This window comes from Paraburkholderia guartelaensis (assembly GCF_004353905.1).
GTDB classification, from domain to species: domain Bacteria; phylum Pseudomonadota; class Gammaproteobacteria; order Burkholderiales; family Burkholderiaceae; genus Paraburkholderia; species Paraburkholderia guartelaensis.
This window is the reverse complement of record NZ_SMOD01000018.1, coordinates 100715-115368: the sequence shown is the minus strand read 5'-3', so window position 1 is coordinate 115368 and position 14654 is coordinate 100715. Positions and strand designations below refer to the sequence as shown.

Genomic DNA, 14654 nt, shown 5'->3' with positions numbered 1-14654 from the left:
CTCCCCAGGCGCTTATTGATCGTTGCTGTCGCTGGATTCGTTGCGCTCGCCACGCTCCGCTTCGCCGGCGGCACCCGTGTTGCCCGCGAGCGCCTGCAGCTGCTGCGTGTTGGCCAGCACCTCGCTCAGCAGGTCTTCGAGCTTGTCGTTGCCGGCGAGCTTGTTGCGCAGGTCCGCGAGCTTCGAGCGCGCCTCGAGCAGACGGCGCAGCGGCTCGATCTGTGCGACGACTTCGTCGGGATTGAAGTCGGCCATCGAATGAAAGCGCAAGTCCACGGCGAACTTGCCGCCCGCTTCGCTCAAGCGGTTCTCGACCTGGAACGCCGCGCGCGGCTCGATGCCCTTCATGACGTCGTCGAAATTGTCGCGGTCGATATTGACGAACTTGCGGTCACGCAGACGCGGCTGTTCGACTTCCGACTGACCCGCGAGATCGCCCATCACGCCGACTACGAACGGCAGTTCCTTCACCTCAATCGCATCGCCGAGTTCGACTTCGTACGTCAACTGGACGCGCGGCGGCCGCACTTTCTGCAAGCGCTTCTGAATACTTTCTTTCTTGGCCATCGAGGGCTCCCCTGTTCGAGTCGTTCAAGACCTGTTGTCAGCAATTCACCGCCACGCGGTTCAGCGCAGTGCGCTAAACGGATCGGACGCGCCACCGCTTGCAGCCGCTTTGGCCGGCGCCGCTTTAGCAGGCGCAGGAGCCGCAGCCGCGGGGGCAGCGGGCGCTGACGGTGCAGCCGGCGTGGCCTCGGCCGTTTCAACGGGCTTCGCTGCCGGCTTCTGCACATGGCGAACGATGCGGCGCTTCTTCGGCGCGGGCTTATCCGCCTGCTCGGGCGGGAACAGCGAATCTTCGCCGAGCGTGTCGCGCAACTGCTTCGCGAGCGCCTGCGCATCGGACTTCGCGTCGCCCTGCAGCGAGGCATCCTGGCGCAGTTCGCCGAGCGACTGCGTCGCGACGCGCAACCCGGCCACGGCCAGCACGCTCTTCGCAGCGCGATCGGTCTGATCGCGCTGCAGCGCTTCCTGAGCCGCCACGATGGCCTGTCCATAGTGTTGCTGCTGGAACTGGATCTGCGCGATGCGCGACCACGGTTCTTCGCGCGTCGGATCTGCCGCAGCGAGTTTCTGGTAAAGCGCGATCGCGCGATCCTGATCGCCGCCCTTCGCCGCGGTATCGGCGTCGGCTAGCGCCTTGTTGAATGCGTCTGGCGATGCCGCGAGATTATGGTCCTGCGTAGCGCAGCCCGCGATTACCCCGCATGCCAGCACCACCCCGGAGAGCCTTGAAATGACCCGGTTTATCATTCTTTCACCAACGTGTAATTATTAATTCGATGGGAGGGAACTAGAGTTTTGCTTTAGCTCTAGCGCGCGGGTATAGTACAGCCCAAATTTTGATAATTCAACTTCTTAATGTAATGCGCCGACACTAAATAGCTTCTTTGACGCGGGGTTTACTGCCACAAGAAATTCACACAGGAAAGAATTTCTCACTCGTGCAATTGAAAACACGAGCGAGCCGGAAAAGTTTGCCGCCTCAAATAATCAACCGCTTATCGGCGCCAAGCGGGGTTAAATGCGCTTTTATGCGGATAGCATTATCCGGATCGCATATCACCACTTAACGGACTCCGGGCATTCACGCCTGGCCAACACATAATGAATGCGCGTGTTATTCGTTTCGCATCGATTGTCATCGTCACGACGCAACTCGCCGGTTGCGCGGCGGCCGTGCCGGCGCTCGGCAGTGCGGCGTCGGCGGCTTTGCAGCTCGCGGGCATCGGCAAGCCCGACGTGCCGGACAGCCAGAAACCCCCGCGCGACCTCGGTATCACGCTGCTTGCGGCGCAAAACCTCAACGCGGCGACCGACCGCAAGCCGCTTGCGCTCGTCGTGCGGCTCTACGTGCTGAAGGACCCTACGTCATTCCAGCAGGCGCCGTTCGATACGTTCACCGACCCCGCAAAAGAAAAGAGCGCGCTGGGCAGCGACCTGCTCGGCGTGCGGGAAGTGACGCTCATTCCGGGCCAGCGATATAACGCCACTGAAAAGGTTTCACGCGAGGCGCAGGCATTCGGTATCGTCGCCCTATTCCGCGATCCGGCCATGCAGCGTTGGAAGTTCGCCTTCGATCCTGCGAAATCCGAGAAATCCGGCATAATGGTCGGCCTGCATAACTGCGCAATGACCGTCACGAGCGGCACGGTGATCTCGCCGGACCAGGGATTACCGCCGCAGCAGCTGAATCTGCTTTCGTCGGTGACTTGCGGGTGAATAAAGGGCAAAGCACCAGGCAGAGTAACGAGCAAGCGGGATATTTAACAATTTCAGTCCGCCGATCGCCGGCGCGAGCGGCACGGGCCGAATCACGCATATAGCCGATTTAACATGAGTTATTCCTCGAAAGTGCTTTGGGGAGAAGGCCTGTTCCTCAGGCCTCAGCACTTCCAGCGGCAGGACGCCTACCACGAAGCGCGCCTCTTCGAATCGATCCAGGCCATTGCGCCGTACAACTGGGGCGTTCGCACCGCGCGGCTCGACCACGACGCACTGGGCAGCAACATGCTGCGCATGAGCGAACTCGCGCTCGTGTTTCCGGACGGCACGCTCTACAGCGCGCCGCAGGCCGACGACCTGCCGCCGCCCGTGGCGCTCGACACGCTGCCCGAGGGCATCAACGAATTCACGTTCTACCTGGCGCTGCACCAGATGCGCGAAACCGGCACGAACTACGCGCCCGATCGCAACGAGGGCTTCGTCACGCGCTACGTGAGCGAGCAGGCGAGCGTCGCCGATCACTACACGGACGCCGCGCAGGCCGACGTGACGTTCCTGAAAACGAACGTCAAGCTGATCGCGCACAGCGAGCCGCGCGACCAGTTGCTCTCGGTGCCCGTCGCACGCGTGCGGCGCACTGCGACTTCGGGATTCGAGGTCGACGAAAGCTTCGTGCCGCCGAGTCTCGCCATCGAAGCGTCGCCGCTGCTGCACCAGCGGCTGCGCCGGCTCATCGACGCGCTGCAGGCCAAGGTCAATGCGCTCTATGGCTTTCATCGCGAGCCGACCAAGAACATCATCGAGTTCCGTTCGGGCGACATCGCCTCGTTCTGGCTGCTGCATACGGCAAGCGGCGCGTTCGCCACGCTCGCGCATCTCTATCAGCATGCGGCGCTTCACCCCGAGCGGCTCTTTCACGAGCTGCTGCGCCTCGCGGGCCAGCTCATGACGTTCTCCAAGGGCTACGCGCTGGCCGACCTGCCCGCGTACCGCCACGACGATCCCGGCCCCGGCTTTGCGCGCCTCGATACGATTCTGCGCGACCTGCTCGAAACGGTGATCTCCACGCAGTACTTCGCCATTGCGCTCGAAGAAGTGCGTCCGTCGTTCCATATCGGCCGGCTCGATTCGGGCAAGATCGACGACAAGACCACCTTCTATCTCGCCGTTTCGGCGGACATGCCCGCCGTCGATCTCGTCGAAGCCGTGCCGGCGCGCTTCAAGGTCGGCGCGCCCGACGACGTTGACAAGCTCGTGCTCTCGGCCATGCCGGGCGTGAGGCTCGTCTATACGCCCCAGGTGCCGCCCGCCATTCCCGTGCGGCCCGGCGCATGCTATTTCGCGTTCGAGGCGCGCAGCGCGCTTTATGAGCGCATGGTGCAGGCGCAGTCGGCCATGGTCTACGCGCCCTCGGGCATCAACGATCTCAAACTCGAACTGATCGCGGTGACGTCATGAGCAACGCCCCTTCCCTTTTCGGCGACGCAGCGCCGCCCGTGAATCACCCCTCGCCCGCCGCGGAGCCCGCTTACCAGGTACGCTCGCTGCTCGACTTGCTCTACGACGGCTTCTTCATGCTGTTCCTGTTGAAAAACGGCCGCGAGCCGGGCGACGCCAGCGAATTCGGCGCGCGCGTGCAGCAGTTTCTCGGCGATTTCGAGCGCGGTGCGAAGAAGCTGAACGTCGCGGCCGAAGACGTGTACGCGGCCAAGTTCGCGTTCTGCGCCGCACTCGACGAATCGGTACTGGCATCGTCGTTCCGCATTCGCACCGAGTGGGAACGCCGCCCCTTGCAGCTTGCGCTCTTCGGCGAGCAACTCGCCGGCGAGAAGTTCTTCCAGTATCTCGAAGAATGCCGCGCACAGGGCGCGCCGCGACTGCAGTCGCTCGAGGTCTTCCATATGTGCCTGCTGCTCGGTTTCCAGGGCAAGTACATTCTCGAAGGACCGGAAAAGCTCGCCTATCTCACGGCGCGACTTGGCGACGAGATCGCGCATATCAAGGGCAAACGCGCGCCCTTCGCGCCGCATTGGCCGCTGCCCGATCAGGTTGCGCACCGCCTCAAGCGCGAGGTACCGCTGTGGTCGATCGGCGCGGTGTTCGCGCTGGTGGGTCTGCTTGCGTGGCTCGGCCTCAGCACCTGGCTGCGCGACAACACGGTGCACACGCTCGCGCCGTATACGCAACTCATCAAGCTCGGTCCGCAATCGGCGAATTTGACGATCTCGCTGCCTTGAGCGTGTGAAAAGGGCGTGGCGTGCAGCCCGCCCCTTTCGCACTCGATCAGCACGGCACGAACAAAAAGCAGCAGGACCACAGCAGCAGCGGATATTTCGAAGCAACAGCAGAAGTAGCCGAATTGACGCATTGTCGATACGAACAACTAAGCAAATCATAATTCGTTGGTTTGCCTGGAATCGTTGCAGATCGACAATCATCGAGCATCGTCAATTCACTCACCTACCCTGCTCGTTGCCGAGTCTCCGCTCATGAAGGCGTTCTCCTCGAAAATCCGCCGGCACTCAGCCGGAACCGCCCTGCTTGCCGCGTGCGCGGCTGCGGCCCTGATTCTCGCAAGCGGTTGCAAGCCGCATGGTGAGCAGGCGCAAGACGCGTCTGTCACGACCACGCAAGCGTCGGCGCAGCAGGAAATCACCTATTTCAAGTACCCCGACAACCCCGCTTTCGACCTGGTCTATCTCGCCGACAAGCTCGGCTATTTCGACAACACGAGCACGCGGCCCAAATATGTCGGCAAGATCTCCGCGCCGCAGATCATCCCGCTCGTAGGCACCGGCGATATCGATTTCGGCACGCGCATGGTGCCGCTCGTTATTTCCGCGATTGCCAGCGGCGCCGATATCAAGGTCATTTCCGCAGGCGGCGAAACGCTGCCCGACGCGCCGCACATGAAGTATTTCGTGCGCAAGGATTCGGGCATTCTCGGGCCGAAGGACTTCGAGGGAAAAACGGTAGCGTTCAACAGCTTCGGCGCGTGCGCGGAATTCGTTACCAAGAAGTATCTGGCGCAGCACGGCGTGAATGTCTCGAAGGTGAACTGGCTGGTCGTGCCCGACAATCAGTCCGAGCAGGCGCTCGTCACGAAGAACGTGGATGTCGCGATCATTCATCCGCCGTTTTCCGGATCGGCGGAGGCCGACCCGCAACTGCGCAAGCTGTGGAGCGACTGGGACGAGGATCACGGTCTTGGCGGCATGGCGCCCTATAGCGTGAATGGCGCGTTCGCCCGCGCCCACCCGCAGGCGGTGCGCGACTTCGTCACGGCCATCGCCAGGGCGGGCAACTGGGTCAATGCGCATCCCGACGAGGCGCGCAAGCTAACGGCCGAGCGGCTCGGCATCGACGTCCGGCTCGTGGAACGCTACGCCTACGTGAAGGATCTCGTGGTCACGGAGCCGCCCATCCAGTACTACATCGATATCCTCGAACAGGCTGGCAAGATTCCGAAGGGCAAGGTCAACGTTAAGGATGTCTATACGAACGACTTCAATCCGGTTGCGAAGCACGAGGCCCAGGCCAGCGCGACGCCCTTGCCGAACGGAACACGCTCGTGAACGCGGCAAACACTGCGACGGCGCTACGCGAGAAGATCGTCGCGCGCGACCTCTCGCTCACCTATACCAACGCGCAAACTGACACGCACCATACGGTCCTCAAGCGCTTCGATCTCGCCGTACGCGAAGGCGAATTCATGGCGCTTTTGGGCCCGAGCGGCTGTGGCAAGTCGACCTTCCTCAACGTGCTCGCCGGCCTCACGCTGCCAACCTCGGGCGATATCCGCGTGGACGGCGACCCCGTGAGCGCCGTGCGGCAGAAGCTCGGCTTCGTGTTTCAGGGCTACGCCCTCTTTCCGTGGCGCACCGTTCGCAAGAACGTGGAAGCAGGACTCGAAATTCGCGGCATGAAGCGCGCCGCGCGGCGCAGCGAGGCCGAACGCTTCTTGCGCCTCGTGGGCCTGCTGGAATTCGCGGATCACTATCCGCACCAGCTTTCCGGCGGCATGCGCCAGCGCGTGGCCATCGCGCGCGCACTCGCTTATCGCCCCGAGATTCTGCTGATGGACGAACCGTTTGGCGCGCTCGACGCGCAGACGCGCGAACTGCTTCAGCAGGAATTGCTCGCGATCTGGGAGCAGAGTGCCACGACCGTCGTGTTCGTCACGCACAGCATCGACGAGGCGATCTTTCTCTCCGATCGCGTCGCGGTTCTTGGCCGAGGCCCCGGACGCGTGAAAGAGATCATCGACGTCGATCTGCCGCGCCCGCGCGACGCCGCGCTGCGTCACTCGGCGGCGTTCGTCGCGCTGCGTCAGCGCGCATGGGCGAGCCTCAGCACGGAACTCGACACGCGACTCGACGCACAGCCGCAAACCCATGCATTGACGGGAGCCGATCATGTCCGATTCGATGTCTGACTCGATATCCAACTCGATGTCCAACGCGGGCGCGGTCCGCGAATCCTCGCGCCGCGTTCAGCGCGTGCGTGCAGCTTCGTCTATTGCGCGCCTTTACGTTGGCGTGGAGCGCTCTATCGCGCTTATCGCCTTCCTGCTGTTGTGGGAGTTGCTGCCTCGGCTCGGCGTGGTCAACGCGGCGTACCTGAGCCCGCCTTCACAGGTCGCGCTCGCCATCGCAAGGCTCTTCGAAAACGGCGACGCGTGGACGCATATCGGTGCGAGCGCCGTGCGATCCATCAGCGGCTTGCTGCTCGCCGTGGCCGGTGGCATTGCATGCGGCTTCCTGCTGGGATGGTTCCGGCGCGTCGAGCGCATTGTCGATCCCGTCTTTCAACTGTTGCGGCAGGTGTCCGCCTTCGCGCTCTTTCCCGTTTTCATGCTGTTTCTCGGCATTGGCGAGTCGTCGAAGATCGCCATCGTTGTGTGGGCCGCGTTCTGGCCGGTGCTGCTCAACACCATTGCGGGCGTGAAACAGGTCGAGCGCGTGCTGATCGACTGTGCGCGCTCGATGGGCGCCTCGCAGCGCTTTATCGCAACGAAGGTCGTGCTGCCGGCGGCGCTGCCGCAGATCCTCACGGGCGTGCGTCTGGCAGGGGCGTACAGCATTACCGCGCTGGTGGCGGCGGAAATGATCGGCGCGCGCTCGGGGCTCGGCTTCTATACGCTCAATTCGCAGGAGACGTTTCAGATTCCCGATATGTACGCGGGCATCGTTCTGCTCGCTATCTTTGGGCTGCTGATCAATCAGAGTCTGTCGATACTCGAACGGCAACTACTGCGTTGGCGCGTCGGGCTCGCGCAGAATGGCTAGGAACGCCCAACTCGGCGCTTCGACAATTCCGCGGCGCTTAAGCTTGCCGGCCACCGTGCTAATGGTCACCCTCGCGTTCGTAGCATTGCTCGCATGGGCGCTGAAGAACGAGTTGCCACGCGCCCTTCTCAAAAGCGACCCGCCTTTCGCAGCCGCGGCAGCACGCGGCGTGCTGATCGTGGCGGTGCCCCCGCGCCCCGCGCCCACGCTTTACGTCGGCAAGGTCGATCGCACGGTGCGTGCGCCCGATCCGTTCGCGGCGGCGCTTGCATCGGACCTCGCCCGCCGCGCGGGGCTGCCGGTGCAGTTCCTGCTGGCCGAACCAGCGGCCGCGCGTGCCGCCCTGCAGTCGGGCAGAGCCGATGCCGCCATTGCCGGCCTGAGCTTCTCGCCCGACGCGCAGGTTGCGTTCGCACCGGCTTCGTATTCGAGCGGCCGTGGCATGGCGCTCGTCCTGGGCCATGGCGACGTGCGGACATGGCGTGACCTGCGCGGCCGCGCGATTTGCGCATCGCAAGGCAACCCCTATGCGGAGCGTGCAGCGCACGAGTTCCATGCAAACATGCACGGTTCCAACCGGCCGCTCGATGCCCTTCTGGCGTTCCAGGCGGGCGATTGCGCCGCCCTCGTCGACGACGAATTCGTAATCGAGGCGCTGCTCAAGCAGGCGGACTGGTCCTACTATCGCCCGCTACGCGGAACGATCGCCGCGCAGGCCGCGTTCATCGCCACGCGCGCCGGCGACGCGGCAAGCGCGGTATTCGTCGGCAATACGGTAAACCAGTGGCAACGTAGCCGGTGGCTAGCGACCGTACGCAAGGATCAGGCGATCAGCCTCGCGTTCGACATGTTCAACGCGGAAAACGACTTGTATTGCCACTAGCCGCGACTATCCGCCCCGCTTCAGTTCGGCCACGCGAAGCTGATAGCTCTTCAAGAGGCACGCCTTGTCGGCGCACGCATTGCGCGAGTTTCGAAGCCACGCTCTCTGCTCTGCTCTTAGCCGGTCTTTGTTGGTCGATACGTTCAGCTTCTGGTTGAAGACTTCGGCCATGGTTCTGTCGATGCGGGCAAGCTCCGAGTCTCCACAAACAAGCTGTGCCTGAGCGGAGATGAGTTCGCTGCAATTGAAGCTTTGCGTCAGCGCCGCTTTCGTTGCGGGCTGCGTTTCGAGAAGCCCTGGCCTGCAAAGCCCGCGAAGCAAGGTGCACGCGATATTGCGCCCGACCCACGCCATGTCTGCCGCGCCATATTGCTCGACGAAGCGATTGATGCCGGCGTGGCTCACGCCCCGTTGCATGGCGTTCGCCGCGATGATCTCGTTGCAGAGCGAGTCCGCGGCGTAGGTGCTCCCGGCGCGACGATAACAGCTATGAAAGCCAAGCTGCCCCGTGCCCATGACACTTCTACGCTCCCCTGAGGCAAATAGAATCGAGGCGCATGCAGACGCGCATCTCGCATTATCCGGAACGATCGTATAGACCCTGACCTGATCCATCGCGTCGACCACGCGAAAAGCCGCTTCGACATTTCCGCCGGGGCTATCCAATACGAGTGGAACGAGTCCTTCGCTGTCACGGCCGGCAAGTTTGGCGGCCGCAAGCAATTTTTCTGCATCGCCACTCTGAATCTTTCCCTTCCCGATCACCATGTTCAGTTTCAGATCGGGCTGGTAATAGAGCTTGAATTCCATTGCCAGCGATACGCCGGGCAACATGAGCAGCGCTGCGGATAGCCACGCGCGTGCGAGGCGGTGCAGGGTCGTCGAATGCCGGGCGCTACGCATACACGCCTCTAAACGGAACCCGCGCTAGAACCCGCGCCTCAGGTTCCGGTCGCGCATTGGATCAGGCGTCTTCTGCGTGAGCCGCAAGATGCCCTGATCGTCGAAGTAGAAGTGAAACATCATGTAGTCGATGTTGTTCTCGATGTAGCGGTAGGACCAGACTTCCCGCTGCATGCGCGAAAAGTAGGCTGTCTCCGCGGGCCGGCCGAAATTGATCAGGACATCGTTGCGTGTCCACACGTTGACCTTCGCCCGATAGAACTCGCTCGCCTGCATGACCTGGCGCACGCTCACGACCTTGCCGCTCGCGTCGATGTCGGCAACGGTGTTCGTCGACCCCATCGGCTGGGTCGGCCACATGAGACGTTTGCCGCCATCCGGCAGGTTATAGGTTTCGCGCGGCGGCCCGAGACGCGCAATCAACGCGGACTGGTCGGTGCCGGGCTGGACGCTTTGCCACGGCTGGGCGCAGCCGGCCGCGAGCAGCACCGCGGCGGCGAGCCACGCGCGCTTCACGAAATTGGACAGTGTCCCCATTCACGCTCCCCTGAGCAGCGAACCTGGCGAGCAACACAGGCAGATCATGGCGGCCGTGGCGGACGCGGGCAATCAGACCTTGGTCCTACCGGCAACGCGCCCGTGGCGGCGCCGCAGAAAGCGCTGCCGACGCGTTTGCCCGTTGAAAACGAAGCGCCAAAGAGTATGCTTTGGTCTGACGTTCGGGCTCCCGCGCATCGGGGGCGCCGCCTCAGTGTGCGTCCAGCCTCTGGTTCGTTGCTTAACGTTCCATCCCTCCGGGGTGCGAAATGATCAAGCGCATCACGCTGATTTCGGCTTCGATCGCACTCGGGTGCCTCGCCACCCTCGTACCCGTTTTCACGAGTCTTTACGTCGCGGACAAGGACGTCCAGCGGCGCGATCGGGCCGACCTCAGGGAGTTCGCCGAGAAGGCGGTCATGCGTACGGACCTCGTCACGTACCAGGCTTTCGCCGCCCTTTCCGACCTGGACCGGGAACCGGGCACGCCCTGTTCGCAGTCCAGCCTCGAACAGGCCGCGCGCGTCATCTACAACTACCGCTACGTTCAGGATGCCGGCGCATACGCCGACGGGCACTACCTCTGCTCTCCACTGCTTGGCGACGCGCGCAACAAGGATCTCACGCTGCCGCCGCCCGACTATCGCAGCGAAGACGGCTACCTGGTGTGGTTCGAGCAGAAGAGTCCGCTGAGCGACGTCCGCAAGGACATTCAGTTCGGCCGCAACGGCCACTACGTCTCCATCGACCCGGGCTCCTATGTCGATCTCATCGATCCGGCGAGGCGTCCTATCGCCGTGATCCAGGTTGCGACGGGAAGGCTCCTCGCAGTCTCGGCCGGCGCGGATCCGGACGACATGCTCGATGCGTGGAAGCACAGCGGCAACGTGAACAGCAGCGACTGGAATTACGCTGTCGCCCGCTCGTCGACACGGCCGCTTGCCGTCGTGGTGAAGTCGCCGCGCAGCAGCGTGGCGGGCGACTGGCCCAAGCTGCTCGCCGCGTGGCTGACGATCGGCGTGTTCGCCGGCGCCGCGCTCGGTTGGCTCGCCTACAAGCGCGTTTCGCGGCAACTCTCGTTCCCTGCAACGCTGCAGTGGGCCATTGCCCGGCGCAAGATCGACGTGGTTTTCCAGCCCATCGTGCGGCTCGCCGATAACCAGTGTGCAGGCGCCGAAGCACTGGTGCGGTGGACATTGAACGGGCGCGCCATCTCGCCCGAGGTTTTCGTGCGCGTGGCCGAAGACAATCACCTCATTCAGCCTTTGACCGATCTCGTGCTCGAAAAGACGATCACGCAGCTAGGGAAATTGCTCACGGCGAACCCTGCGTTTTATGTCTCGATCAACGTGAGCGGCGAGGATCTGCAGAGCTTGCGCTTCCTGAACCTGCTTACCGCGTCGCTCGAAGGAACCGGCATCGCGCCCGCGCAAATCCGCATCGAGGCGACGGAGCGCAGCTTCATGAACGCCGAATCCACGCGCGGCGGCATTGCGGCATTCAGGGCCGCGGGCCATCCCATCTATATCGACGACTTTGGAACCGGCTACTCGAGCCTGTCGTATCTGCAGACCTTCGAGATCGATGTGCTGAAGATCGACAAGTCGTTCGTCGATACGATCGTCCAGGACACCGCCTCGAGCGTCGTCGCGCCGCACATCATTTCGATGGCCCATGAGTTGGGCCTGGAAATCGTCGCCGAGGGCGTGGAGACGGGCGCGCAGGTGACGTGGCTGCGCAACAAGGGCGTCCAGTATGGCCAGGGCTGGTACTACTCGAAGGCGTTGTCCGCCACCGAGCTTGCGAAATGGCTGGGCAAGCATCGCGCGCCGCGCGAAGCGGACAGCATGCCGGCGAACCTCAGTTGACAAAAAGCTGGCGCGCCGATGAGACCGGCCATGGTGTGTGCAATACTGGCGCAGCATGGTTGCACGCCCTGAACGGAGCCTTGATGACTCTCACTCCCCCTGCCCCCGCCCTCATCGGCGACTCGCTTTCCTCGGTCGGCACCCCTTCGCTGCTGATCGATCTCGACGCATTCGAAGCGAATCTTCGCGAGACGGCGACGTTCGTCGCCGAGCACGGTGTTGCCTTGCGGCCTCACGCCAAGGCTCACAAGAGCAGCGCCATCGCCCTGAGGCAGATCGAAGCCGGCGCCGTGGGTATCTGTTGCCAGAAGCTGAGCGAAGCGTATCCGTTCGCCGCTGCCGGCGTGCGTGACATTCACGTCACCAATGAGTTTGTCGGCAGGGACAAGCTCTTGATGGCCACCCAACTCGCTTCGCACGTCCATTTGAGCGTTTGCGTGGACGCATTGCCTCAAGTGCGTGCACTTGGCGAAGCAGCGACGTCCGCAGGCGTCACGATCGACGTGTTGCCGGAGATCGACGTCGGTCAGAACCGTTGCGGGGTGACAACCCATGACGCACTGCTCGAGCTGATCGATGCCATCGCCGCGCATCCGGGCCTGCGCTTTGCCGGTTTGCAGGCCTACCACGGCGGAGCGCAGCATATTGCCGACTGGTCCGCAAGAAAGGACACGGCCGGCCGCGCCGCCGAGCGCGCTGGAACATTCGTCCGCGCACTCGAGGTGCGCGGCGAGCGATGTGCGCGCGTGACCGGCGGCGGCACCGGCACGTTTGAATTCGACGTTGCCAGCGGCGTTTACACCGAGGTCCAGCCGGGCTCTTACGCGATCATGGATGGCGAGTATGGCGGCATTGCGTGGCACGGCGCCGTACGGCCGCGCAACAGCCTGTTCGTGCTATCCACGATCATGAGCGCCACGCGCCCTGGCATGGTGGTATGCGACGTTGGCCTCAAGGGGCTGGCCGTCGATGCCGGACTTCCGCGAAAGGTGACATGGGCGGCGTCCGAAGGTCCCTCGCTCGCCTACATCGCGGCCAATGACGAACACGGCAAGCTGGAGACAGTCGGCACGCCGGATGCCGATACGACCCAGCTGCTTGGACAGCGCGTACTCGTGACACCGGGGCATTGCGACCCGACCGTGAATCTCTACGATCAGTACGTCTGCTTCCGGGGCGAGCGCGTGGAAGCGATCTGGCCGATTGACGCACGCGGTCTTTCCCGATGATGTCCCGATCCCGCAACGATTGCTGCGGCATCGGCTTTAACGTCAAGCGCCCGCGAACCGGAAGACCGACACCGCCTGCTGCAACTGCGCCGCCTGATCGGCCATCGAGCTTGCCGCGGCGGCGGCCTGCTCGACGAGGGCCGCGTTTTGCTGCGTAACCTGGTCCATTTGCGCAACCGCGCGATTGACCTGCTCAATGCCCGTGCTCTGCTCGCCCGAGGCGGCGACGATCTCGCCCATGATGTCCGTGACGCGCTGCACGGCCGCCGTCACCTCGACCATCGTCGAGCCCGCGCGCTGCGCCAGCGTGGCGCCGTTGGCGACGCCCGCCGTCGAGGCTTCGATCAGCTCCTTGATCTCCCGCGCCGAGGCCGCGCTGCGCTGCGCGAGCGCGCGCACCTCGCCCGCCACGACAGCAAAGCCACGCCCTTGCTCGCCGGCGCGCGCCGACTCGACGGCGGCATTGAGCGCCAGAATATTGGTCTGGAAGGCGATTTTCTCGATCGTCGCGATGATGTCGGTCATGCGCTTCGCGTCCTGCGCGACCTCGCCCATCGCCTTCGCCACTTCGCTCACCAGTTCGCTGCCGCGCGCCGCAACCTCGGAAGCGCCGCGGGCAAGCCCGTCCACCTGTCTCGCGTTCTCGGCATTCTGCCGCACGGTCGAGGTCAGTTGCTCCATGCTCGTCGCGGTCTCGCCGAGCGACGCCGCCTGCTCTTCGGTGCGTTGCGAGAGGTCCGTGTTGCCTTGCGAGATTTCGCGCGCGGCAACAAGAATGGAACCGCTCGAGTCATGAATGTTGGCGACGATGCCGGTGAGCTGCGCACGCATCTCCCCCAGCGCGCACAGCAGGCTGCCCGTATCGCCGCGACGCATTGCTATGGATACCGAAAGATCGCCGGCCGCGATGCGTCCTGCAATTTCCATGGCATCAGCCGGCTCACAGCCTAGCTGGCGCGAAAGCCGTTGCGAAATCAGCCAGGCTAGCAACGCGCCAGTCGCGACCGCTCCAAGCAGAATCACCATGATGAGAGCGCGCATGTGCTGGAATTGCGCGGTGGCTTCGGTCTGCGCGCTCTTCGCCTCGCGTTGCAGCGAATCGATCAGTGCGGCCACGCTGTCGCCCAGGGCCTCGCTCGCCGCGATGGCACGGCGTACGAGTTCGGCGTTGTCCACGCCTGCGGGCACGGGCTCGAAACCGATCTGCTGATGCACGATCGCTTCCCATGCAGAGGTTTTTCTGAGCACGTCGTCGTAAAGCGCGCGGTCGCTAGCCGAAACGCCTGCGCCAGCATAGCGATCCAGCGATTCATGCATGCGTTTGAGTTGCGCGACGATGTCTTCCTTCAGACGATTGCGTCCCGCTTCGTCGGCGTAGCCCAGATTCGCGGCGTCGAGGTCGGTGCTCAGCTTGCTGCGGGCCGCTTCCTCGAGCCAGAACTGGCCGCTCATAGCCGGTTGCAGATTTGATCGGCGATGTCATGCATCGACGCCAGCGACGAAACGCCGGCAACACCGACGGCCACCGCAAATACGATCACAACGGCGAATGCTGTCAGCAGCTTTTTGAACACCGTCATGCGATCGAGCCACTTCATCGCTGTCCCCTTATCCGATTCCCTGTTATGTGGCTCACGGCGAGTCAATGCCTCGACGCGAG

Annotated in this window: 15 protein-coding genes; 9 read left to right on the top strand and 6 right to left on the bottom strand. The window is 63.4% G+C overall.

Annotated features, from left to right (window positions below):
• Nucleotides 1-12: 12 nt before the first annotated feature.
• Nucleotides 13-567, bottom strand: coding sequence for a type VI secretion system contractile sheath small subunit (gene tssB / locus E1N52_RS23355; RefSeq protein WP_133185099.1), 555 nt, complete (start codon nucleotides 565-567; stop codon nucleotides 13-15).
• Between the two features lie 60 nt (nucleotides 568-627).
• Nucleotides 628-1314 (bottom strand): tetratricopeptide repeat protein, encoded by a 687-nt coding sequence (locus E1N52_RS23350; protein ID WP_205965658.1) that lies wholly within the window; start codon nucleotides 1312-1314, stop codon nucleotides 628-630.
• A 354-nt stretch (nucleotides 1315-1668) separates the two neighbouring features.
• Between E1N52_RS23350 and tssJ the strand changes: the two genes are divergently transcribed.
• The 7 genes from tssJ to E1N52_RS23315 all read left to right on the top strand — a co-directional run bounded on the left by tssJ (nucleotide 1669) and on the right by E1N52_RS23315 (nucleotide 8457).
• Nucleotides 1669-2283, top strand: coding sequence for a type VI secretion system lipoprotein TssJ (gene tssJ, locus E1N52_RS23345; RefSeq protein ID WP_133185098.1), 615 nt, complete (start codon nucleotides 1669-1671; stop codon nucleotides 2281-2283).
• A gap of 114 nt (nucleotides 2284-2397) precedes the next feature.
• Nucleotides 2398-3744: a type VI secretion system baseplate subunit TssK gene (gene tssK / locus E1N52_RS23340; protein WP_133185097.1), complete on the top strand. Its 1347-nt coding sequence runs from the start codon at nucleotides 2398-2400 to the stop codon at nucleotides 3742-3744.
• The gene (gene icmH, locus E1N52_RS23335) at nucleotides 3741-4523 is read left to right on the top strand and encodes a type IVB secretion system protein IcmH/DotU (RefSeq protein WP_133185096.1); all 783 of its coding nucleotides are present in this window, start codon (nucleotides 3741-3743) and stop codon (nucleotides 4521-4523) included. The genes tssK and icmH overlap by 4 nt, the downstream gene beginning before the upstream one ends.
• Before the next feature lie 252 nt (nucleotides 4524-4775).
• Nucleotides 4776-5861 carry an ABC transporter substrate-binding protein gene (locus tag E1N52_RS23330; protein WP_133185095.1) on the top strand — a complete coding sequence of 362 codons (1086 nt, stop codon included), beginning with the start codon at nucleotides 4776-4778 and terminating at the stop codon, nucleotides 5859-5861.
• Complete coding sequence (locus tag E1N52_RS23325) at nucleotides 5858-6721, top strand: ABC transporter ATP-binding protein (protein ID WP_133185094.1); 864 nt, start codon at nucleotides 5858-5860, stop codon at nucleotides 6719-6721. Before E1N52_RS23330 ends, E1N52_RS23325 begins: the two co-directional genes overlap by 4 nt.
• On the top strand, nucleotides 6702-7574 hold the full coding sequence (locus E1N52_RS23320) for an ABC transporter permease (RefSeq protein WP_246089186.1): 873 nt from the start codon (nucleotides 6702-6704) through the stop codon (nucleotides 7572-7574). Before E1N52_RS23325 ends, E1N52_RS23320 begins: the two co-directional genes overlap by 20 nt.
• A 61-nt stretch (nucleotides 7575-7635) precedes the next feature.
• A complete protein-coding gene (locus E1N52_RS23315) occupies nucleotides 7636-8457 on the top strand; it encodes a type 2 periplasmic-binding domain-containing protein (protein WP_133185145.1) in 822 nt (273 codons plus the stop codon).
• Between the two features lie 6 nt (nucleotides 8458-8463).
• Here E1N52_RS23315 and E1N52_RS23310 read toward each other — a convergent pair whose 3' ends face one another.
• Both E1N52_RS23310 and E1N52_RS23305 read right to left on the bottom strand, forming a co-directional pair.
• On the bottom strand, nucleotides 8464-9267 hold the full coding sequence (locus E1N52_RS23310; protein ID WP_246089185.1) for an ATP-dependent Clp protease proteolytic subunit: 804 nt from the start codon (nucleotides 9265-9267) through the stop codon (nucleotides 8464-8466).
• A gap of 117 nt (nucleotides 9268-9384) precedes the next feature.
• On the bottom strand, nucleotides 9385-9897 hold the full coding sequence (locus tag E1N52_RS23305) for a hypothetical protein (protein WP_133185092.1): 513 nt from the start codon (nucleotides 9895-9897) through the stop codon (nucleotides 9385-9387).
• 269 nt (nucleotides 9898-10166) lie between these two features.
• Here E1N52_RS23305 and E1N52_RS23300 point away from each other — a divergent pair, with 269 nt between their 5' ends.
• Entirely contained in the window at nucleotides 10167-11765 is a 1599-nt protein-coding gene (locus E1N52_RS23300; protein ID WP_133185091.1) for an EAL domain-containing protein, read from the top strand.
• An 83-nt stretch (nucleotides 11766-11848) separates the two neighbouring features.
• A complete protein-coding gene (locus E1N52_RS23295; protein ID WP_133185090.1) occupies nucleotides 11849-12994 on the top strand; it encodes a DSD1 family PLP-dependent enzyme in 1146 nt (381 codons plus the stop codon).
• A 42-nt stretch (nucleotides 12995-13036) separates the two neighbouring features.
• Here E1N52_RS23295 and E1N52_RS45295 read toward each other — a convergent pair whose 3' ends face one another.
• Both E1N52_RS45295 and E1N52_RS45450 read right to left on the bottom strand, forming a co-directional pair.
• Nucleotides 13037-14446, bottom strand: a complete 1410-nt coding sequence (locus tag E1N52_RS45295) for a methyl-accepting chemotaxis protein (protein ID WP_205965657.1) — start codon at nucleotides 14444-14446, stop codon at nucleotides 13037-13039.
• A complete protein-coding gene (locus tag E1N52_RS45450; RefSeq protein WP_205965656.1) occupies nucleotides 14443-14592 on the bottom strand; it encodes an MCP four helix bundle domain-containing protein in 150 nt (49 codons plus the stop codon). Before E1N52_RS45450 ends, E1N52_RS45295 begins: the two co-directional genes overlap by 4 nt.
• Between the last annotated feature and the right edge of the window lie 62 nt (nucleotides 14593-14654).